At 71.0% G+C, this 19274-nt stretch carries 18 protein-coding genes; 11 read left to right on the top strand and 7 right to left on the bottom strand.

The annotated features are described in order from the left end of the window. Positions 1-272: 272 nt before the first annotated feature. Together glpK and QF032_RS37745 are read right to left on the bottom strand one after the other, a co-directional pair. The gene (glpK, locus tag QF032_RS37750; RefSeq protein ID WP_307049047.1) at positions 273-1790 is read right to left on the bottom strand and encodes a glycerol kinase GlpK; all 1518 of its coding nucleotides are present in this window, start codon (positions 1788-1790) and stop codon (positions 273-275) included. A 24-nt stretch (positions 1791-1814) separates the two neighbouring features. Continuing rightward, complete coding sequence (locus QF032_RS37745; RefSeq protein WP_307049045.1) at positions 1815-2660, bottom strand: MIP/aquaporin family protein; 846 nt, start codon at positions 2658-2660, stop codon at positions 1815-1817. Between the two features lie 345 nt (positions 2661-3005). On the opposite strand from QF032_RS37745, the gene QF032_RS37740 reads away from it, so the two are divergent. From QF032_RS37740 to QF032_RS37720, 5 genes are all read left to right on the top strand, one after another. Then, positions 3006-3470, top strand: coding sequence for a DUF6325 family protein (locus QF032_RS37740; RefSeq protein WP_307049044.1), 465 nt, complete (start codon positions 3006-3008; stop codon positions 3468-3470). Positions 3471-3537: 67 nt separating this feature from the next. After that, positions 3538-3831: an SHOCT domain-containing protein gene (locus QF032_RS37735; RefSeq protein WP_307059632.1), complete on the top strand. Its 294-nt coding sequence runs from the start codon at positions 3538-3540 to the stop codon at positions 3829-3831. Between the two features lie 256 nt (positions 3832-4087). Further along, complete coding sequence (locus QF032_RS37730; protein ID WP_307059628.1) at positions 4088-4927, top strand: SDR family oxidoreductase; 840 nt, start codon at positions 4088-4090, stop codon at positions 4925-4927. A 39-nt stretch (positions 4928-4966) separates the two neighbouring features. Continuing rightward, positions 4967-6433: a cytochrome ubiquinol oxidase subunit I gene (locus QF032_RS37725; protein ID WP_307049036.1), complete on the top strand. Its 1467-nt coding sequence runs from the start codon at positions 4967-4969 to the stop codon at positions 6431-6433. Further along, complete coding sequence (locus QF032_RS37720; protein ID WP_307059626.1) at positions 6430-7473, top strand: cytochrome d ubiquinol oxidase subunit II; 1044 nt, start codon at positions 6430-6432, stop codon at positions 7471-7473. The genes QF032_RS37725 and QF032_RS37720 overlap by 4 nt, the downstream gene beginning before the upstream one ends. Before the next feature lie 102 nt (positions 7474-7575). Here the strand turns inward: QF032_RS37720 and QF032_RS37715 are convergent, their stop codons facing one another. The 4 genes from QF032_RS37715 to QF032_RS37700 form a co-directional block, all read right to left on the bottom strand. Continuing rightward, positions 7576-9414 (bottom strand): glycoside hydrolase family 15 protein, encoded by a 1839-nt coding sequence (locus tag QF032_RS37715; RefSeq protein ID WP_307059624.1) that lies wholly within the window; start codon positions 9412-9414, stop codon positions 7576-7578. 182 nt (positions 9415-9596) lie between these two features. Next, positions 9597-10457, bottom strand: a complete 861-nt coding sequence (locus QF032_RS37710; RefSeq protein ID WP_307049030.1) for a GDSL-type esterase/lipase family protein — start codon at positions 10455-10457, stop codon at positions 9597-9599. A 481-nt stretch (positions 10458-10938) separates the two neighbouring features. Beyond that, positions 10939-11538 (bottom strand): PaaX family transcriptional regulator C-terminal domain-containing protein, encoded by a 600-nt coding sequence (locus QF032_RS37705; RefSeq protein WP_307049029.1) that lies wholly within the window; start codon positions 11536-11538, stop codon positions 10939-10941. Between the two features lie 192 nt (positions 11539-11730). Beyond that, a complete protein-coding gene (locus QF032_RS37700; protein WP_307049026.1) occupies positions 11731-12315 on the bottom strand; it encodes a TetR/AcrR family transcriptional regulator in 585 nt (194 codons plus the stop codon). A 91-nt stretch (positions 12316-12406) separates the two neighbouring features. Here QF032_RS37700 and QF032_RS37695 point away from each other — a divergent pair, with 91 nt between their 5' ends. The 3 genes from QF032_RS37695 (at position 12407) to rph (ending at position 16425) form a co-directional block, all read left to right on the top strand. Next, complete coding sequence (locus QF032_RS37695; RefSeq protein WP_307049025.1) at positions 12407-12853, top strand: DUF1772 domain-containing protein; 447 nt, start codon at positions 12407-12409, stop codon at positions 12851-12853. 124 nt (positions 12854-12977) lie between these two features. Continuing rightward, complete coding sequence (locus QF032_RS37690; RefSeq protein WP_307059622.1) at positions 12978-13409, top strand: DUF4267 domain-containing protein; 432 nt, start codon at positions 12978-12980, stop codon at positions 13407-13409. A gap of 412 nt (positions 13410-13821) precedes the next feature. Beyond that, positions 13822-16425 carry a rifamycin-inactivating phosphotransferase gene (rph, locus tag QF032_RS37685; protein ID WP_307059620.1) on the top strand — a complete coding sequence of 868 codons (2604 nt, stop codon included), beginning with the start codon at positions 13822-13824 and terminating at the stop codon, positions 16423-16425. Positions 16426-16494: 69 nt separating this feature from the next. Here rph and QF032_RS37680 read toward each other — a convergent pair whose 3' ends face one another. Next, complete coding sequence (locus QF032_RS37680; RefSeq protein ID WP_307059618.1) at positions 16495-16806, bottom strand: NIPSNAP family protein; 312 nt, start codon at positions 16804-16806, stop codon at positions 16495-16497. Positions 16807-16922: 116 nt separating this feature from the next. On the opposite strand from QF032_RS37680, the gene QF032_RS37675 reads away from it, so the two are divergent. From QF032_RS37675 to QF032_RS37665, 3 genes are all read left to right on the top strand, one after another. Beyond that, the gene (locus tag QF032_RS37675; protein ID WP_307059616.1) at positions 16923-17858 is read left to right on the top strand and encodes a GNAT family N-acetyltransferase; all 936 of its coding nucleotides are present in this window, start codon (positions 16923-16925) and stop codon (positions 17856-17858) included. A gap of 72 nt (positions 17859-17930) precedes the next feature. Further along, the gene (locus QF032_RS37670) at positions 17931-18509 is read left to right on the top strand and encodes a GNAT family N-acetyltransferase (protein ID WP_307049017.1); all 579 of its coding nucleotides are present in this window, start codon (positions 17931-17933) and stop codon (positions 18507-18509) included. Positions 18510-18615: 106 nt separating this feature from the next. Next, entirely contained in the window at positions 18616-19248 is a 633-nt protein-coding gene (locus QF032_RS37665; protein ID WP_307059614.1) for an ATP-binding protein, read from the top strand. Positions 19249-19274: the final 26 nt, after the last annotated feature.

The following is a 19274-nucleotide window of genomic DNA, read 5'->3' as shown; positions in this document are numbered from 1 at the left end:
CCGACCGCCACCACGAGCGGCGTTGCCCTCACCGGACGTACGAATCCATCCGAGCGGGTGAGGAGAGACGTGGGGGTACGGCGGCTCTGTTCCTCGTGTGCGACCCGGACGGCCGTGGGCCACGTGCTGACCCGCCGGGGACCCCAGCCGCGCGAGGAGGTGGGGCGGTGGCCGGCGTCGCTGCGTGTTCACACCGGGGGATGGCGGGACCGGGCGCCGCCCGTGACACCGGGCGCCGCCCGGTGTCACGGGCGGCGCCCGGTCCCGTCGGGCTATTCGACCTTGGCCCAGTCGAGCGTGCGCTCCACCGCCTTCTTCCAGCCCGCGTATCCTTCCGCACGCTGGTCCTCGGACCACTGGGGCTCCCAGCGCCTGGACTCCTGCCAGTGGGTGCGCAGTTCGTCGGTGTCGCGCCAGAATCCGGTGGCCAGGCCCGCCGCGTAGGCCGCGCCGAGCGCCGTGGTCTCGGCGACGACCGGACGGCTGACCGGCACTCCGAGGACGTCGGCCTGGATCTGCATGCACAGGTCGTTGGCCGTGACGCCGCCGTCCACCTTCAGCACGTCCAGATGGACTCCGGAGTCCTGCTCCATGGCCTCGACGACGTCGCGGCTCTGGTAGCAGATGGACTCCAGGGTCGCCCGGGCCAGGTGACCGTTGTCGTTGTACCGGGCCAGACCGACGATCGCGCCGCGGGCGTCGGAGCGCCAGTACGGAGCGAACAGGCCCGAGAAGGCGGGAACGAAGTACATCCCGCCGTTGTCCTCGACGGTGCGTGCCAGCGCCTCGCTCTCCGCCGCGTCCTTGATGATCTTCATCTGGTCGCGCAGCCACTGCACCGCGGACCCGGTGACGGCGATGGAGCCCTCCAGGGCGTAGACCGCCGGGCTGTCGCCGAACTGGTACGCCACGGTCGTGAGCAGACCGTGCTGCGAACGGACCAGCTCGGTACCGGTGTTGAGGACCAGGAAGTTGCCCGTGCCGTAGGTGTTCTTGGCTTCGCCGGGCGCGTAGCAGACCTGCCCCACGGTGGCCGCCTGCTGGTCGCCGAGCACCCCGGCGATGGGGATGGCGGCGCGGAGCGGCCGGGAGGTGCGGGTCACGCCGAACGCCTCGCGGTGGGAGGACGGGTTGATGGTGGGCAGCATCCGCCGGGGGATGTCGAAGAAGCCCAGCAGCTCGTCGTCCCAGTCGAGGGTCTCCAGGTCCATCAGCATGGTGCGGCTGGCGTTGGTCACGTCGGTGGCGTGGACACCGCCGTCGGGGCCGCCGGTCAGGTTCCACAGAACCCAGGCGTCCGTGTTGCCGAAGAGGGCGTGGCCCGCTTCCGCGGCCTCGCGGACGCCGTCGACGTTCTCCAGAATCCACTGGATCTTGCCGCCGGAGAAGTAGGTCGCCGGCGGCAGCCCCGCCTTGCGGCGGATGACGTCGCCCCTGCCGGAGCGTTCCAGGGCCGCCGCGATGGAGTCGGTGCGGGTGTCCTGCCAGACGATGGCGTTGTAGTAGGGACGTCCGCTGCGCGGGTCCCACACCACGGTGGTCTCGCGCTGGTTGGTGATGCCGATGGCGGCCAGGTCCTCGGGTGAGAGGTTGCCGTGCCGCAGCGCGTTCTGGATCACCGAGTTGGTGCGCTCCCAGATCTCCACCGGGTCGTGTTCGACCCAACCCGAGCGCGGGAGGATCTGGGCGTGCTCCAGCTGGTGCTTCGCCACCTCGTTGCCGGAGTGGTCGAAGATCATGAAACGGGTGCTGGTGGTGCCTTGGTCCACCGCGCCCACGAAGTCAGCCATGAGTTGCCGCCTCTGCTGTGGGGGTCATTCCTCGGGGGCCGGAACGCGGCCGGGAGGCTCCGGTTCCGCCGTCGGCAGGAACCGGCCGATGAGGGCCTTGTAGAGTCCGGCGCCGAGCAGGCCGCCGACCAGGGGGCCGATGATCGGCACCCAGAAGTAGAGGTTCCCGTACTGATCTCGCCATGCTGTGCCGTAGCCCGTGAAGAAGCTGGCCAGTCGGGGCCCGAAGTCGCGGGCCGGGTTGATCGCGTACCCCGCGTTGGTGCCCCACGCCATGCCGATGGCCACGACGATCAGACCGACGATGAACGGGGCCAGGTTGGCGCCGGGCGGCGTGTTCAGCAGGTCCGTGACGGCCAGGATCAGCAGGAGCAGGATCGCGGTGCCGATGACCTGGTCGCGGAACGCGCCCCACTCGTGGACCGGCAGGTTCGGATTGCCGTTGGCGGGGAGCGTGGAGAACACGCCCTGCGTCTTGATGGTGTGCCCGGGGTCGGCCTTCGCCAGTGCCTCGGTGTAGTTCCACCGCACGATGAGGGCCGCCACGAAGGCGCCGGCGGTCTGGGCCAGCGCGTAGGGAGCCACCTTGCTCCACGGGAAACCCTTGAACGCGGCCAGGGCGACCGTCACCGCGGGATTGAGATGGGCGCCGCTCAGTCGCGCCGCGACGTAGACGCCCAGGGTGACGCCGAGGCCCCAGGCCCAGGCGATGCTGTCGTGGTTTCCCAGTCCTCCCGGCGGCGTCGTGAGCGCTCCGCCGGCGACCACCTGGGCCACCACGCCACAGCCGAAGAGGATGAGAATCATGGTGCCCACGAACTCGGCCGCCACTTCGCCGACCAATCCGTGCATTTTCAATCGCTCAGCCATGGAAGCCCGCTTCCCGCCGGCGCGGAGCCGGCACGTCGACTGCTCGAGCTCTCCCGCACAACAGCATAGGGCGATCATGGACTAAACGCACAAATCGGTCCCGGCGCGGAATCACACAGCGGGCTGTGGTGGTCGCGCCCGGATCCCGGGCTGACTAGCCGCGCCCCGGCCGTGTCCCGGCACTCCGGTGCGCCGGACGTCCCGCACCGCCCGGACGTCCCGGAAATGCAGGCCCCCTGACCGAGTGCTGCAATGGCTGGAGAGCACCGTCCCTCGACCCGAGCGCGAGCGACCGACGCCGCAGCGGGACACGGCCGGGGCCGGACCCACCGCTGAGGAGTGGCCATGCACCAGGACGTCGCGGACATGGGGCCCGTCGACTATCTGATCGTCGAGTTCCCCGGAAGCCGCATGACGGGCGAGGGCATGCCCCTGCTCGTCGACTTGGTCGAGGACGGCGTCATCCGCATCCTCGACCTCGTCTTCATCCAGAAGGGCGCCGACGGATCGGTCGCCGTGCTGGAATTCAGGGAACTCGGTGACCGGGCCGAACTGACGGTGTTCGAGGGAGCCTCCTCCGGCCTGCTCGACCAGGGCGACCTGGACGAGGCCGGCGCCGCGCTGGAGCCCGGGAACTCCGCGGCCGTGATCGTGTACGAGAACCTCTGGGCCGCTCCCCTGGCTCGTGCGCTACGGCGTGGTGGCGCCGAGATGGTGGCCGGGGGCCGCATCCCCGTGGACGCCCTGCTGGCGTCGCTGGACGCCACCGAACCGGTGCGTCCTTCCGGCGGAGCCGTGACCGCCCCCTGACACCGCGACCACCCGCGCCCCCGCGGCGCGTCCTCACGACTTCGCACGGACCAGGGAGACGAGTGACATGCCAGGACTTCTTCGCGGTGTGGCCCGCACCGCCGTGATCGCGGGAACGGCCACGGCCGTGTCCAACCGGGTCTCGAGGCGGCAGGCGGGCCGGTGGGCCGAGCAGGACAGCGCCCGCCAGGACGTCGACCAGCAGGCCCCCGCACCCGCACCCGCACCCGCTGCCCCGCAGTCGCACGCCGACGACATGACCGCCAAGATCGACCAGCTCAGGCAGCTCGCCGACCTCAAGGCTCAAGGAGTCCTCACCGAGGAGGAGTTCGCGGCGCAGAAGCGTCGGCTCCTCGGCTGACCCGGGCCGGAAGGCCGTGGGCCGAACCGACGGCCATGGCGCGCGCTCCGGCGGCGGGCGACCGCCCGCCGGCACGACTGGGCCGACCGGGACCGGGCACCCGCCTTCCGGCGGGCGAACCTCCTCCCCCGGTCGGCCCAAGACCGCTCCCCACGACGCGCCCCCGCGCGACCGCGGTGCTTGGGTGAATGTCTGACCCCGGGCCGGTGAGACGAGCCCCGGAAGACCCGGCCGCGCAGTGGAGGAGACAGTCATCGTGAGTCCGACCGAGGGTGCGCCCCGTGACGTGATCCCCACCCACCTGCTCAAAGGCCAGAAGGCACTCGTCACCGGCGCGAACTCCGGGATCGGCCTGGCGACCGCGGTCGCGCTGGGCCGGGCCGGAGCCGACGTGGTCGTGAACTACGTGGCCGGCCGGGAAGATGCCGACAAGGTGGTGGAGGAGATCAGGTCCTTCGGGGTGCGGGCGGCGGCCTACCAGGCGGACGTCTCCGACGAGGACCAGGTCGTCGCCATGACGAACCGGATGGTCGAGGAGTTCGGCACGATCGACATCCTCGTGGCCAACGCCGGGATGCAACGGGACGCCGCGTTCACCGAGATGACGCTCGCGCAGTGGCACAAGGTCCTCGAGGTCAACCTGACCGGACAGTTCCTGTGCGCTCGGGAGGCGACGAAGGAGTTCCTGCGCCGCGGAGTCGTCCCCGAGGTGTCGCGCGCCGCTGGCAAGATCATCTGCATGAGCTCCGTGCACCAGGTCATCCCGTGGGCCGGGCACGTCAACTACGCCGCCTCCAAAGGCGGTGTGCAGATGATGATGGAGACCCTCGCCCAGGAACTCGCGCCGAAGAAGATCCGCGTGAACGCCGTTGCCCCGGGGGCCGTCAGGACACCCATCAACCGGAGCGCCTGGGAGACCCCCGAGGCCCGCGAGGACCTGCTGCGGCTGATCCCCTACGGCCGTGTCGGCGACCCCGAGGACATCGCCCACGCCGTCGTCGGCCTCGCCTCCGACCTCATGGACTACGTGGTGGGCACCACGCTCTTCGTGGACGGCGGGATGACCCTCTTCCCCGGCTTCGCGACCGGCGGCTGACACCACACACAGCGCGCGACGCCTCCCGAACGGAATCAGATGCACAGCACGCTGCAGGCACTGGCGGACGCCCCGGCGCAACTGCTCCCGGCCAGGTCCCTGATGGCCTTCACCCTCGCCTCCCACATCGTCCTCGTCCCGCTGGGCGTGGCGCTGCCGCTGATCACGCTCGTCCTGCACGGCTACGGCCTGCGCCGCGGGGACCGGACGGCGCTGCTGCTCGCCCGCCGGTGGTCGGCGGTGATGGCGGTCCAGTTCGCGATCGGGGTGGTCACCGGCACCGTGCTCTCCTTCGAGTTCGGCCTGCTGTGGCCGGGTCTCATGGGCAGGTGGGGCGACGTCTTCGGGATCGGCTTCGGCGTCGAGGCGTGGGCCTTCTTCCTGGAGGCCGTCCTCATCGCGATCTACCTCTACGGCTGGCGGCGGCTGCCCGCCCGGACCCACTTCCTGCTCGCCCTGCCGCTGCCGGCCGCGGCCCTGCTCGGCGCCTTCGGCATCCTGGCCGCCAACTCCTGGATGAACACCCCGCGCGGCTTCCGCCTGGACTCCGCGGGAAACCCGGTCGACGTGAAGATCTGGAAGGCGGTCTTCACCCCCATGTTCGGCCCGCAGTACTGGCACTTCGTGGTGGCGATGCTCGTGACGGCCGGCTACGTGGTGGCCGGCGTCTACGCCGCCGGATGGCTGCGCGGCCGCCGGGACCGGTACCACCGCCTCGGTTTCACCGTCCCCTTCACGGTCGCGGCGGCGCTGACGCCGGTTCAGTTCGTCCTGGGCGACTCGATCGCCCGGAAGGTCTTCCACGAACAGCCCGTGAAGTTCGCCGCCATGGAGATCGTCTGGACGACTGGCGCCCACATGCCGGAGTACCTGTTCGGCCGCCTCCACCCGGACGGAAGCATCTCCGGCGGCATCAGGATCCCGCAGCTCGACTCCGTCCTCGCCGGCTTCAGCACCGACACCCGGGTCACCGGACTGACCTCCGTGCCCGCGAACGCACGGCCGACGGCCACTCAGGCGACCATCGCCCACTGGGCTTTCGACATCATGGTCGGCATCGGCTCCCTGCTGGTGGTACTCGCCCTGTGGTACGCCCTGGTCTGGCTGCGCCGGCGTCGGCTGCCCGCCTCGGCGTGGTTCTACCGGTGCGCGGCGGTGGCCGGCGTCGCCTCCGTCGTCGCCGTCGAGAGCGGCTGGATCACCACCGAGGTGGGCCGCCAGCCGTGGATCGTCTACGAGAACATGCGCGTCGCCGAAGCCGTCACGTCGACCCGTTCCACCAGCCTGTGGATCATGTTCGCCCTGGTCGTCGTGGTGTACGTGTGCGTCTTCGCGTCCTTCCTCGCCGTCCTGCTGACGATGCGCACCCGCTGGCGGCTGGCCGACGAGGAGGACGGCCGGACCGGCAGAGCCGGCTCACCGCGGCAGACGCCGGAGTCGGGCCTCCCCTACGGGCCGCGCCCCGCGGTGCCGTCCGGCGCGCCGCCCCCGGAGGACCAGCCGTGATCGCGGACGTCGTCGCCGTCGTCCTGCTCCTCGCGGTGGCCGCCTACGCCTGCGCCGGCGGGACCGACTACGGGGCCGGGTTCTGGGACCTGCTCGCGGGCGGAGCGCGCCGCGGCAGGCGACCGCGATGGCTGATCGACCATGCGATGGCTCCGGTGTGGGAGGTCAACAACGTGTGGCTGGTCTTCGTCCTGGTCATCATGTGGACGGGCTTTCCCGTCCTGTTCCAGCGCCTCTGCCAGTCGATGTGGCTGCCGCTGGCGCTGGCAGCCGTCGGCATCGTGCTGCGCGGCGCCGGGTTCGCGCTGCGCAAACCCGCGCAGCGACTGGCCGGACGGCGCCTGTACGGCGCGGTGTTCGCCGTCTCCTCCCTCGTGACGCCGTTCTTCCTCGGCGTCGCGGCGGGCGGGGTGGCGTCGGGCCGGGTGACGGCGGAGGCCGACCCGTCCGCGCACGCCTGGGCGCATCCCACGCCGGTGCTGTTCGGTCTGCTGGCCGTGACGACCACCGCGCTGCTGGGCGCGGTGTTCCTCGCCGCGGACGCCCGCCGCTTCGACGCGCCCGACCTGGCCGGCTACTTCCGGCGACGGGCTCTGGCGGCGCTGGGCTGCGTCGCCGTCCTCGCCGTCAGCACCCTCGCGACCACCCGTGACGACGCCCCTCACGTATGGCACGGGCTGACGCACGGGGCGGGACTCGTGTTCGTGGCGGCCGCAGCCGTGAGCACCCTGGCCACCGTCTGGCTGCTCGTGCGCGGCGCCTCCCCCGGCGCCTGGTCGCGGGGCTCGGCGGTTGTCGTGGTGGCGTCCGCGGTGATCGCCTGGGGTATGGCGCAGCGCCCGTACCTCGTCCCGACGACCCTGACCGTCTCCGAGGGGGCGGGGGCGGACAGCACGCTGCGCTGGCTCGGCCTGGTCACCCTCGTCGCCGTGGTTCTGGTCGTGCCCGCCGTCGTCCTCCTCTACCGGCTCGACACCCGTGGGGAGTTGGAAAGCCTCACCGACGCCGATCTGCGCCGCGGCGCCGCTGACGAGGGCTGAGCCCCGCACGGCGGCCGGCCGCCCGGCCGCCACCCGTGCGGCCGGGCGGTGGGGCGCGGTGAGCGAATGAGGGGGCGACGGTGGTCGGTACGAGCAGGTGCGTCACGCGCGGTTGAGCGCGGCGTCCAGGGTGATGGCCGCGTCGATGAGCGCGAGATGGGTGAACGCCTGTGGGAAGTTGCCCAGTTGGCGGCCCGTCGGGTCGATCTCCTCCGAGTACAGGCCCAGATGGTTCGCGTACCCCATCATCTTCTCGAACACGAGCCGCGCCTTCTCGGTGCGTCCGGCTCGCGCCAGGGCGTCGACGTACATGAAGGTGCACAACGAGAACGTGCCCTCGGAGCCGCGCAGACCGTCGGGTGAGGCTTCGGGGTTGTAGCGGTAGACCAGGCTGTCGCTGACCAGTTCCTCCTCCACGGCATCGAGGGTGGCGGACCACAGGGGATCGTCGGGGGTGATGAACCCGACCGTCGCCATGCGCAGCAGCGAGGAGTCGAGCACGTCACTGCCGTAGTGCTGGACGAAGGCCCGACGTCCCTCGTGCCACCCCTTGGCCATGACCTGCTCGTAGCAGTCGTCCCGTGCGCCGCGCCAGCGTTCGACGCCGGCCGGCCGGCCGTTGGACTCGGCGAGCCGCAGAGCGCGGTCGAAGGCCACCCAGGACATCACACGGCCGTAGGTGAAGTTCTCGCGGCCGCCTCGGGTCTCCCACAGGCCCTCCTCCGCCTGGTCCCAGTGGTCGACCAGCCAGTCGAGGTCGGTGAGCAGCGCCCGCCATCCCCGGTGTCCCACCTGCAGACCGTGCCGGTGCGCGAAGTAGATGCTGTCGAGCGCCTCACCGTAGATGTCCAGCTGGAGTTGCGTGGCGGCGCCGTTGCCGATGCGCACCGGCGCGGAACCGGCATAGCCCTCCCAGTGGTCGAGCGTCGCCTCGGCCAGGTCACAGGATCCGTCCACCGCGTACATGATGTTTAGCGGACCGGTGTCACCGTCCTTGCCCGCGTGTTCTCCGACCCGGTTTGCGAGCCACTGGATGAACGCCCGGGCCTCGTCGGTGAAGCCCAGCCCGAGCAAGGCGTACACCGAGAACGAGGCGTCGCGGATCCAGGTGAAGCGGTAGTCCCAGTTGCGCTCGCCCCCCAGTTGCTCCGGGAGCGCGGCCGTCGGTGCGGCCACCACCGCGCCGGTCGGCGCGTAGGTCATCAGCTTCAGCGTGATCGCGGAACGCTCCACGGTCTCGCGCCAGCGCCCCGTGTAGCGCGACTGGTGGAGCCAGGAACGCCAGAACGCGACCGTCTCGTCGAAGAGCCGGCTGTACTCGGCGAGGCGCATCTCCCGGGGCGGCCCGTCGGCGGACCGTTCCAGGACCAGCCCCCGCTCCTGGCCCGCCTCCAGGGTCAGGGTGAAGTGCAGGGCGTCCCGCCGGTCGGTGAGCAGATCCAGCAGCCGCTCGTCGTCGGGCTCACGGACGGGGTGCACCGTGAGCTCCGTGCCGTCCTCCGCGACGAACACCGCCCCGTGCTCGCTGAGGTGCAGCCGGTGGCTCTTGCGCCCGTAGTCGAACCGCGGCTCGACCTCGACGTCGAACATCATCCTGCCGCGCACGCAGCGGACCATGCGCACGAGCCGGTGACTCCCGGTGACCGACGGGCCGGTCACGGGCATGAAGTCGATCACCTCACCGGTGCCAGCCTCGGTCATGAACCGGGTGACCAGGATCGCCGTGTCGGGGAGGTACAACTGCTTGGTCGCGTAGGCCCGGTGCCGGGGCCGGATCGTGCAGTGTCCGCCCCTGTCCTTGTCCAGCAGCGCGCCGAACACACTGGGCGAGTCGAATCTCGGGACGCAGAACCAGTCGACGCTGCCGTCGGTGGTCACCAGCGCCGCGGTCTGCAGGTCCCCGATGAGGCCGTGGTTCTCGATCAGTGGGTAGTCGTCCATCAGGGGCGCCTCCCGGTGCGCGATTCACCCGATTGCCCCTTGCAACAGAGTAAGCCGAGCCCTGGCAATCGGCGCGCGGGTCGTCGGCCGGGCCTGCGGTCCCACCTGCGCCGACGCCGCCGGTCTCACCTGCGCGGCCGCCGCCGGTCGGGCACCGTGGACCGGCGGCAACCGCGTCCGCGCTACCTGAGGTATGCCGCGAGCGGGAGGTTCTGCCGCCGTACGTCACCGGCGACCAGTCCGGCGATCTGCTGGGCGCCGTAGGTCTCGAAGTGGGTGTGGTCGTTGCAGAAGAACGCCCCCAGCGGACCCGACCCGTAGTCGCCGTTGTTGGGGCAGAAACGGAGACTGTTGTAACGCGCGACGCTGAGCGTGTGCAGGTCGACGACCGGCGACCCGGTGGCGGACCCCGCGGCGAGGATCTCGGGGACGAAACCGCGGTTCTTGGTGGCCGTGCTGCCCGAGCAGGTGATGGCGGCGACCGGGGTGAGCAGCACCGGGTGCGCGCCCCGGGCCAGGGCGGCCTTCGCCATCATGGTCGTCAACTGCTGGTACCGCGCCCGCCCGACGTGCCGTGGGCAGGTCGAGGAGGAGTCGTTGATGCCGAACTGGATGAACAGGTAGTCGCCGGCCTTCATCCCGGTGCTCGCGTTGAGCATCGCCTGCCAGCGTGACGCGTACGTGCCGGACGTGAGCCGGCACTCGCCGTCGGAGCCCTTGGTGGCGCTCACGTTCCCTTCGTACAGCCAGGTCTGGATGCTGCGTCCGCCGACGGCCTGGTTCTTCACGGTGACGCCGCTGGTGAACAGGGCGGCGAACTGACTGCCCCAGCCGACCGGACAGCGGGCGGCACTCGGGTTGGCCATGGTGGAGTCACCGGCGAGCCACACGGTGACCGGGGCGGCCGCCGCTCGCTCGGCGGAGGCATGGGAGGCGCCGGTGCAGCCGGCGGCGGCTCTGTCGGCCGCCGAGGCGGTGTGGACGCCGAAGCTCGACAGGGCGACCACCAGTGCGGTCGTGACGAGTGTCCGAAGGTTCTTCATCGGGTTCCTCTCCGGGGACGGGCGCTCGCGCGCGTCGGTCGACGCAGGAACGCGGCCAGGGGCAGGCCCTGCTCGCGGATGCTCCGGAGCACCAGCGCGCCGACCTGGGTCGCGCCGTTCGCATCCCCTCAGTGTCATGATCATGACAAACAGGGCGGCACCGGCCTGCCTCGTGCCCGGCAGGGACAGCCCACGCCTGCTGCTCCGGCCGCGCTCAGGGCCAGAAAGGTACGGTGTTGAACGCTCACGGACGACTCCTTGTTCGTGGGGGGTGCGGTGCAGGGACGTATGCCTTGCGGGGATCCGGGGATCCCGGCGGTGCACCGGAGGAGAGGCCGATGAGGCGACGGACGTCGGTCGGGTATGAGCGGGGTGGACTGGGAACGTTCCCACAGCGTCGGATAACAGAAAGAGTCGCGACCGAGCGCCCGTCTGTCAATCGTTGCGACCCACATCGCTCCGAACCCGCGGGGCGGGTCGATCAGTCGGGAACGTGACCGATTCCGGCACTCATGCCGGCGATCGTATGAGCCGTGATCCCCGGATGCGGGCCGTCGGCGAAGCGCGCCGCCACCGAACGGACATGCTCCTGGGCCGCGTGGGCGAGACCGTCGTACACGGCGACACAGACCTCCCGAGCCCGGGACCGGGGCCAGTCGGCCGGCAGCAGATCGACGGGCAGCAGCGGGTCCAGCACCGGGAAGTGGCGATAGGCGCTCATCACCTCGGTGCGTGCGCGCACCGCGTCGGCCCCGGTGACGTCACCCGCGCCGATACGGGGCAGCACCCCGCTCCACCGCTCGACGAAGATCTCGTACTGCTCGGCGATGCCGGTCAGATCCCACGCCTCGACGGCATTGCGGTTGGCCTCCGTCTCGAGGTCCACCTGGCGGGCTCGGAACACGCTCATGGCCCCGAGCGCCAGGTCGGCGAGCTCGACACGCCCCTCGGGGGTCAGGGGATGCGGCGACGCCCAGACCGCGTCGTACAGGGACGCGAATCCCCGCCAGCGCAGCGCGGTGCGCAACGCGCGCCGCCGCGTGCTCTCCTGCTCCGGCACGGAGAGTTCTGACATTCGCATGCCCGATCGGAGCACCGAACGATACATCCCCCGCTCGCCCGGCGCGCCGCCGCAGCCCGGTTCCCCTGACAGCTGCGGCCAGGCGTTCTCCTCATCTGCGGCCAGGTGACGTGCAGCTCCGGGCTGGAAGCGCCGCGGGCAGGCTGCGGTGGGGTCCGGAAGCCGGGGGCGGGTGGCCGCCGGGACGGTGTGTCAGAGCACGGCGAGCCGGCCCACCAGCAGCTCCACCCTCTGCCCGGTCTCCCCCGGCGGCAGCCGTCCCGCCCGGGTCAGGGTCGCGATGCCGTGCAGGGACGCCCAGAACACCTCGGTGAACAGTCCCGGGTGGACGCCGTCCCCGGCGACCTCGCCGAGGCACTCCAGCAGGGCGGCGAAGGCGTCCTTGAGAGGTTCCGGGGTGTCCTCCTGCGCGTACGCCAGGCCGCCGTCGAGCTGGAACAGGGCGTCGTAGACCGCCGGGTTGCGGGCGGCGAAGTCGAGGTAGCCGCGGGCCAGGGCGGTGACCCGGGCGTGCGGGCCCTCCGCGGCGGCGGCGGAGGTCGCCGCCCGCAGCGCCGCGGCCAGCTCGGTGGCGCCCTCGAGGGCGACGGCGCCGATGATCTCGCGTTTGCCGCGGAAGTGGCTGTAGAGGACGGGCTGGCTGTACTCGATGCGCTCGGCGAGCCGACGGGTGGTGACCGCGTCCCAGCCCTGCCGCTCGGCGAGTTCGCGGGCTGTCGCCACGATGAGGCGCTCGCGCGCCGCCCGTTCCCGCTCCTTGCGTTCCTGTACCGACATGCGTCGATGCTAGCACCACTAGACAATCGAGCGGCAGCAGTACTAGCGTTGCCCCATCATCTAGCGCCGCTAGATTCCTGGAGGGGTCATCATGCTCAACGCACTCGAGGTGTTCACCACCGTGGTCGTCGGCCTGATGGTGGGGGTGGAGTTCTCCGTCGCCTTCGTCATCAACCCGATCCTCAACGCACTCCCCGAGGACAGCGCCCAACTCGGCCACGCCCACGGGGGCCGAATGCTCGGCGCGGTCATGCCGGTCTGGTACATCGGCTCGCTCGTCCTCGCCGCGGTCTGGGCCGCCGCCGGACGGCATCACGCGGGCGCCGGTCTCGTCGTCACCGCCGCCGGACTGCTGATCCTCAGCGTGGTCATGTCGATCCTGCTGCTCGTCCCGATCAACAACCGGAACAAGGCGTGGACCCCCGAGAACCGGCCCGCCGACTGGAAGGAGCAACTCAACCGCTGGAACCGCTTCCACTACGTCCGCGTCGCCGTCCTCATCGCGGCCTTCGCCCTCCTCGTCGCCGCCCTCACCTGATGCCGAAGTCGCCTGCGGCACCCGGCAGTCGCCAGCCGGCAACCGAAAAGCCGTCCGCCGAACGCGGCGGGCGGTTCACATCCCACGACCGCGATCCCGACGAAGGCCCTCGAGGAGAAGAACCGTGCCGCTGAAGAAGATCAACACCGTCCTGACCGCCGTCTTCGTGCTGTTCATCCTCTGGTTCGGGACGGAGTTCATCCTGAGCCCGGAGACGACGGCTACGGGCTTCGGCCTGCCGAGCCGGCCGTCGGGCGACTTCGACGGTGACGGCTTCCTGGTCGTCAAGGGAATCCGCGACGTCGTCCTGGCCCTGGTACTGGGCATCCTGCTGGTGACGGGCCACCGCAGGGCGCTGGGCTGGGTGTTGCTGGTGGAGTCCCTCGCCGCGTTCGGCGACATGGCCACCGTGCTGGCCCACCACGGCTCCGTGGCCACCGCGCTCGGCGTCCACGGCCTCACCGCGACACTGATGGTGGTCAACGGCCTGCTGATGGCGCGCGAGACCCGCACGACCGCGGCCCCCGCGGCAACACCCGCTCCGCAGCCCGTCTGACGCCGTATCGGCCCGTGCCGGTATGTGCCTGCCGGCGCCCGTCGGGAAGGCGAGGCGGACGATTTCCTGCGAGTGCGCGGTGACCTGGTCCCGTCGGTCCGGGGCGGCGTCGCGTGGCCTGCCCCGAACGGCCGCCCGGAAATGGACGAGGGCAAGGAACTCTCTCCTTGCCCTTCTCAACGTATAGCGCACCGGGGGGCTTGCGGCAAGGCCCGGGTGATGCCGCAAAATCGTCGGCCGAAGCCACAACCTGCGGAAATGAGGCCACTTACGTGCGTGTGTTGTCGACGTACCGGGGACGCGATGACGTCGGACCAGCGGTGGGAACGGTGCGGCCGCCGAGAGCGTCCGCGCCGGCGAAGCGATCGGACGGTGCGGTGCGACGGGACACGACTGCTGCGGAGGCAAGGCGATGAACGGGCCGTACGTGTGGAATCTTCACGACGTCGACGAGAAGCAGGTCGCGGCCGTCGGCGGCAAGGGTGCGAACCTCGGCGGGCTGTCGCGGATCGACGGTGTCCGGGTGCCGGCCGGCTTCTGCGTGACGACGGACGCCTTCCGGCAGATCATGGCGCAGGCGCCGTCGATGGACGATCGGCTCGACGAGTTGTCGCGTGTGGACCCGGAGGACGGGGAGGCGATCCGCACGCTGAGTGCGGAGATCCGCCGGACCATCGAAGAGGTCGTCGTTCCGGGCGAATCGGCGAAGGCGATCGCCGGGGCGCTCGCCGAGCTGGGCGAGGGGACCGCCTGCGCCGTTCGCTCCAGCGCGACGGCGGAGGACCTTCCGACGGCGTCCTTCGCCGGCCAGCAGGACACGTATCTGAACGTCGTGGGGCCGGCGGCGGTTCTCCGCCACGTCAGCCGGTGCTGGGCCTCGCTGTTCACCGAGCGCGCCGTGGTGTACCGCCGGCGCAACGGCATCGACCACCGCACGGTGCACATGGCCGTGGTCGTGCAGCAGATGGTGTTCCCCGAGGCGTCCGGCATCCTGTTCACGGCCGACCCCGTCACCGGCAACCGCAAGGTCGCCACCGTGGACGCCGGCTTCGGCCTCGGCGAGGCGCTGGTCTCCGGCCTGGTGAACCCGGACGTCTTCAGGGTGCGGGACGGCGAAGTCGTCGCCAGGACGATCGCCGCCAAGCACCGGGCCCTGCACGCCCTGCCGGACGGCGGTACACGAGAGGTGGCCGTCGACCCGCAGCGGCAGGAGCAGCCGGCGCTGACGGATGCGCAGGCGGTGCGGCTCGTCGGGATCGGGCGGCGGATCGAGGCGCACTTCGGCAGCCCGCAGGACATCGAATGGTGCCTGGTCGACGGCGACTTCCGGATCGTCCAGAGCCGGCCGATCACGACGCTGTTCCCCATCCCCGTCCGGGAGACCGGCGACCGGGAGAACCACGTCTACGTCTCCGTCGGTCATGGGCAGATGATGACCGACGCCATGAAGCCCCTGGGGCTGTCCATGTGGCGGCTGACGGCCATGGTGCCGATGCACGAGGCAGGGGGGCGGCTGTTCGTCGACGTCACCCCGCGTCTGGCCTCGCCCGCGAGCCGCGCCGGGCTCCTGGACGTCATCGGGAGGGGCGATCCGCTGACCAGGGACGCGCTGGAGACCGTCCTCGAGCGCGACGGCTTCGTGGCGTCGCTCCCGGACACGGCACCCGGCGGACCACCGGTCGGTGGTGAGTTCGACCCGACCGAGACCGATCCAACCGTGGTCGCCGAGCTGATCGGCCGCAGCGAGGCGTCCGTCGCAGCCCTGGAGCGCGACATCCGCACGAAGAGCGGGCCGGAACTGTTCGACTTCCTGTCGGAGGCCTTCGAGGAGCACAAGCGCGTCCTGAGCGACCCGCTGAACATCCGGGCGATCATGGTGGCGATGGAGGGCACCTGGTGGCTCAACGACAGGCTGCGGGAGTGGCTGGGCGAGAAGAACGCGGCCGACACGCTCACACTCTCCGCCCCCGACAACATCACGTCGGAGATGGGACTGGCGCTGCTCGACGTCGCCGACGTGATCCGCCCGTATCCCGAGGTGGTGGCGTTCCTGCAGGACGTCCGGGACGAGAACTTCCTCGATGGGCTGGCCCACATCGCGGGCGGGGCCGAGGCGCGCGACGCCATCGAGGCGTACCTCGACCGGTACGGCATGCGCTGCGTCGGCGAGATCGACATCACGCGACCGCGCTGGCGCGAGCGCCCCACCACGCTCGTGCCCGTGATCCTCGACAACGTCAGGAACATCGAGCCCGGAGCCGCCGGGCGGCGCTTCGAGGAGGGCCGGCAGAAGGCGCGGAAGAAGGCGGCCGAGGTGCTGTCACGCTTGCGGGCCCTGCCGGACGGTGACCGCAAGGCCGACGAGACAGAGCGGATGATCGACCAGGTCCGAGCCTTCGTCGGATACCGGGAGTACCCCAAGTACGGCATCATCAGCCGCTACTTCCTCTACAAGCAGGCTCTTCTGAGGGAGGCCGGACGCCTCGTACGGGCCGGTGTGCTCGCCGCGGAGGAGGACGTCTTCTATCTCACGTTTGAGGAGTTCCACCACGTCTCGCGCTCGAACCAGGTGGACGAACAGCTCGTCCGGCAGCGCAAGGACGCTTTCCGGTCGTACCGCGCGCTGACGCCGCCCCGGGTCCTCACCTCGGACGGCGAGGCCCTCACCGGGGCGTACCGACGCGACGACGTGCCGGCCGGCGCCCTGGCCGGCCTCCCGGTCTCGGCCGGGATCGTCGAGGGAAGGGCCCGCGTCGTCCTCGACATGGCGGAGGCCGATCTCGAGACGGGCGACATCCTGGTCACCACGTACACCGATCCCAGCTGGTCGCCGCTCTTCGTCGGGATCACGGGCCTCGTGACGGAGGTGGGCGGGCTGATGACCCACGGCGCGGTGATCGCCCGGGAGTACGGACTGCCGGCCGTCGTGGGCGTGGAACAGGCCACGCGGCTGATCCGGGACGGGCAGCGGATCCGCGTGCACGCGACCGACGGGTACGTCGAGATCCTGTCCTGACCGATCGGACGTCCCCGGTGGCCTCGGTCGACGCGCGCGGGACCACAGGGGGACGCGCCGTCCAGGGGCCTACGACACGCCGTCGAGCGGGCGGAGGAAGCGGCGTTCGTACCGCCTGATGCAGCGTGTTCGGCGAGCCAGTTCGAAGGCCTCCTGGCACCCCGGATCGGACACGCTGTCCGTGCGGTACCGCTCGTACGCGGCGAGGCTGGGAAACGAGAAGAGGGCGTACGCGATGTCGCTGTCGCCCTCACTCGGCAGGAAGTAGCCGTGGTGCGTCCCGCCGAAGCGGTTGACCAGCCCGACCCAGCGGCGGCCGTATTCCTCGAAGTCCTCCACCTTGTCGGCGTCGATCTCGTAGGTCAGATGAACGGTGATCATGTCACCATCATGCAGCGGGACGCGACGGGGCCGGAAGTCCGCTCGCCGGCACCTTGCGTGGCGCAGGCGAGGGAAATCGGGTCGACAGGCGGCTGGGGACGGCGCAGGGTTCGCCTATGTCCGCCTCTCCCTTTTTCCGCTCGCAGGCCGGCTGCCGGAGCCGCCCGGCGACCACTGCCGACGCCCGGGAAATCCACCGCCTGGTCGCCGCGTGCGAACACCGGCTGCACGACCGTGCCACGACCGACGCCGACGGCATCGCCGCCGATCTCCGTCAGCCGGGTCTGGATCTCGCGTACGACACGGTGCTCATGCACGACGACGGCGGCCGGTTGGCCGGCTGGGCGTGGGTGCGGGGGCGACGGTCCACGGTCGATGTCCACCCCGACCACCTGGGCCGGGGACTCGGCCGGTCGCTGCTCGCCTGGGCCGAGGCCCGGGCCCGCCGCAGGGGCGGCGATCGACTCGCCCAGACCGTCTCGGACAGCGATCGGGCGGCCGTCGCGCTGCTCCGGTCGAGCGGATACTCCCCACTGGTCACGGAGTGGCTCCTGGAGATCGCGATGCCCGAGGAGCCGGTGGTGCCCGAGCCGCCCGAAGGGATCCTGGTCCGGCCGTTCCGGCCCGGCGACGGGCACGCGGTGCACCGGCTCGCCGAGGACGCGTTCGACGAGTGGCAGCAACGGCGGCAGTCCTACGAGGAGTGGGCCCTGCACACCGTCGGGCGCGCGACGTTCGAGCCGGCTGCGTCGCCGATCGCCTTCGCGGGCGACCGGATGGTCGGCGCGGTGCTGTCGCTGAACGGCCCGGGCGGGGACGAAGGATATGTCGAGCGTGTCGCCGTACGGCACGACCACCGCAACCGGGGGATCGCGCGCATGCTGCTGCGGGAGGCGTTCCGCGCCTTCTACGTCAACGGGATGCGGACCTGCACGTTGTGGACCCATTCGGACACCGGAGCGCTGTCGCTGTACAAGCGGATCGGCATGACGGTCCGGCGCAGTTCCACGGTCTACAGCAAGGAGCTCGCCCCCGGAACGACGGGAGACTGAGCGGACGCCTCGCCTTTCCCGGACGTACCGCCCGAGTGAGTCCGCTCGGCGGGAGACAGGACAATACCCGGCATGAACCCGTTACCCACGCTGTCCGCCACGGAGATCCGCACGGACCGCCTCCGGCTGCGCACCGCGCACGACGGCGACATCGACGCCTTCATCGAGCTCCTGACCGATCCGCAGGTCAGGGCCCACCTCGGCGGCCCACGGCCCCGGAGCACCGTCGAGCAGTACTTCGACGCGAACGGCATCGGCGCCGTCGCCGCCAGGCCCGGCACCTTTGTCGTCGCCGACAGGGAATCCGACCGCTGCGTCGGGACGCTCGTGCTCGACCGCCGCTCCCCCGACCTTCCCGGGCACGTCACCGAGGAAGGCGCGGAGCTGGAGCTGAGCTACGTTCTCCGGCGCGGCAGTTGGGGTGCGGGGCTGGCTCTCGAGGCCGGCGCGGCCGCGTTGCGGGTCGCGGCCGGCGAACTGCCCGACCAGCCGGTCCTGATCGTGACGCAGACCGCCAACGAACGTTCGCTTCGGCTCGCCGCCCGTCTCGGTTTCCAGCGCGTCGGCACCTTCGAGGCGTACGACGCGGAACAGACCCTCGCCGTCGCTCCCCTGCACGCGTTCAAGGCGCCGGAACCGGTCCAGGGGTAGGACGGGCGCGGGGGTCCTGGTGTGCTCGCCTCCGGCGGAGTCCGGGGATCGCCGTCCGTGCGGGAGAGGAGTGCGTCCCCGGAGCGGGGTGCCGGATACTTTCGGGATGGACGAAGCAACGGCCTCCTGGGCCAACACCACCCACGACTGGGCCCGCACCGTGGATCTGGACCATCTCGCCCGGATTCGCCGAGAGCCGCGGACCTTTGCCCCTGGCGGTCCCGCGCACCTCGTCCTCGAAGTCGTCGCCTACGCCGCCGACGAGGCGTCCCATCGGGCGGGCGGCCGGTGCCTCGTCACACTGCACCGCGACGGCTCCGTGTCCGTGGCCGACGACGGGCGAGGCACTGACACCCGGGTCGACGCCCACGGTCGGGCGGTGAAGAAGCCGGTGATGGCGTCGAAGGACCTGCGGTTCTTCGACTTCCCGGACGCGCAGCGGCTTCCGGACGGCCATCCGCGTCGCGGGATGTCCGTAGTGGCGGCGCTCAGTGAGTGGCTGGTTCACACCAACCGCCGTCACCACGGTGCCTGGACCCGGCGCTACGAGCACGGCGTCCCCGTGAGTGACCTGGACCCGCTCGATGCCGACGGCACCACCGGGACGCTCGTCCGTTTCCTGCCGCTCACCTCACTGCGCACCCAAGGGCCGCCGGCCGCGGACGATCTGACGCGGTGGTGCGCGCACTGGCCCGACCTGACGGTTCGCCTCAAGGACGAACGCGACCTGGCCCCATGACCCGGGCGAGATCCGACGCCGTCGGG

The organism is Streptomyces achromogenes, from assembly GCF_030816715.1.
Lineage (GTDB): Bacteria > Actinomycetota > Actinomycetes > Streptomycetales > Streptomycetaceae > Streptomyces > Streptomyces achromogenes_A.
The sequence above is the reverse complement of the archived record's forward strand: the minus strand, read 5'-3'. Positions and strand labels throughout refer to the sequence as shown.

What these genes read in the sequence shown, in the direction of transcription:
- QF032_RS37675 (WP_307059616.1), top strand. Translation starts at nt 16,923, where the DNA reads ATGTCCGCCTCTCCCTTTTTCCGCTCGCAGGCCGGCTGCCGGAGCCGC.
- QF032_RS37705 (WP_307049029.1), bottom strand. Translation starts at nt 11,538, where the DNA reads ATGCGAATGTCAGAACTCTCCGTGCCGGAGCAGGAGAGCACGCGGCGG.
- QF032_RS37725 (WP_307049036.1), top strand. Translation starts at nt 4,967, where the DNA reads ATGCACAGCACGCTGCAGGCACTGGCGGACGCCCCGGCGCAACTGCTC.
- rph (WP_307059620.1), top strand. Translation starts at nt 13,822, where the DNA reads ATGAACGGGCCGTACGTGTGGAATCTTCACGACGTCGACGAGAAGCAG.
- QF032_RS37695 (WP_307049025.1), top strand. Translation starts at nt 12,407, where the DNA reads ATGCTCAACGCACTCGAGGTGTTCACCACCGTGGTCGTCGGCCTGATG.
- QF032_RS37740 (WP_307049044.1), top strand. Translation starts at nt 3,006, where the DNA reads ATGCACCAGGACGTCGCGGACATGGGGCCCGTCGACTATCTGATCGTC.
- QF032_RS37710 (WP_307049030.1), bottom strand. Translation starts at nt 10,457, where the DNA reads ATGAAGAACCTTCGGACACTCGTCACGACCGCACTGGTGGTCGCCCTG.
- QF032_RS37665 (WP_307059614.1), top strand. Translation starts at nt 18,616, where the DNA reads ATGGACGAAGCAACGGCCTCCTGGGCCAACACCACCCACGACTGGGCC.
- QF032_RS37735 (WP_307059632.1), top strand. Translation starts at nt 3,538, where the DNA reads ATGCCAGGACTTCTTCGCGGTGTGGCCCGCACCGCCGTGATCGCGGGA.
- QF032_RS37715 (WP_307059624.1), bottom strand. Translation starts at nt 9,414, where the DNA reads ATGGACGACTACCCACTGATCGAGAACCACGGCCTCATCGGGGACCTG.
- QF032_RS37680 (WP_307059618.1), bottom strand. Translation starts at nt 16,806, where the DNA reads ATGATCACCGTTCATCTGACCTACGAGATCGACGCCGACAAGGTGGAG.
- QF032_RS37745 (WP_307049045.1), bottom strand. Translation starts at nt 2,660, where the DNA reads ATGGCTGAGCGATTGAAAATGCACGGATTGGTCGGCGAAGTGGCGGCC.
- QF032_RS37700 (WP_307049026.1), bottom strand. Translation starts at nt 12,315, where the DNA reads ATGTCGGTACAGGAACGCAAGGAGCGGGAACGGGCGGCGCGCGAGCGC.
- QF032_RS37670 (WP_307049017.1), top strand. Translation starts at nt 17,931, where the DNA reads ATGAACCCGTTACCCACGCTGTCCGCCACGGAGATCCGCACGGACCGC.
- glpK (WP_307049047.1), bottom strand. Translation starts at nt 1,790, where the DNA reads ATGGCTGACTTCGTGGGCGCGGTGGACCAAGGCACCACCAGCACCCGT.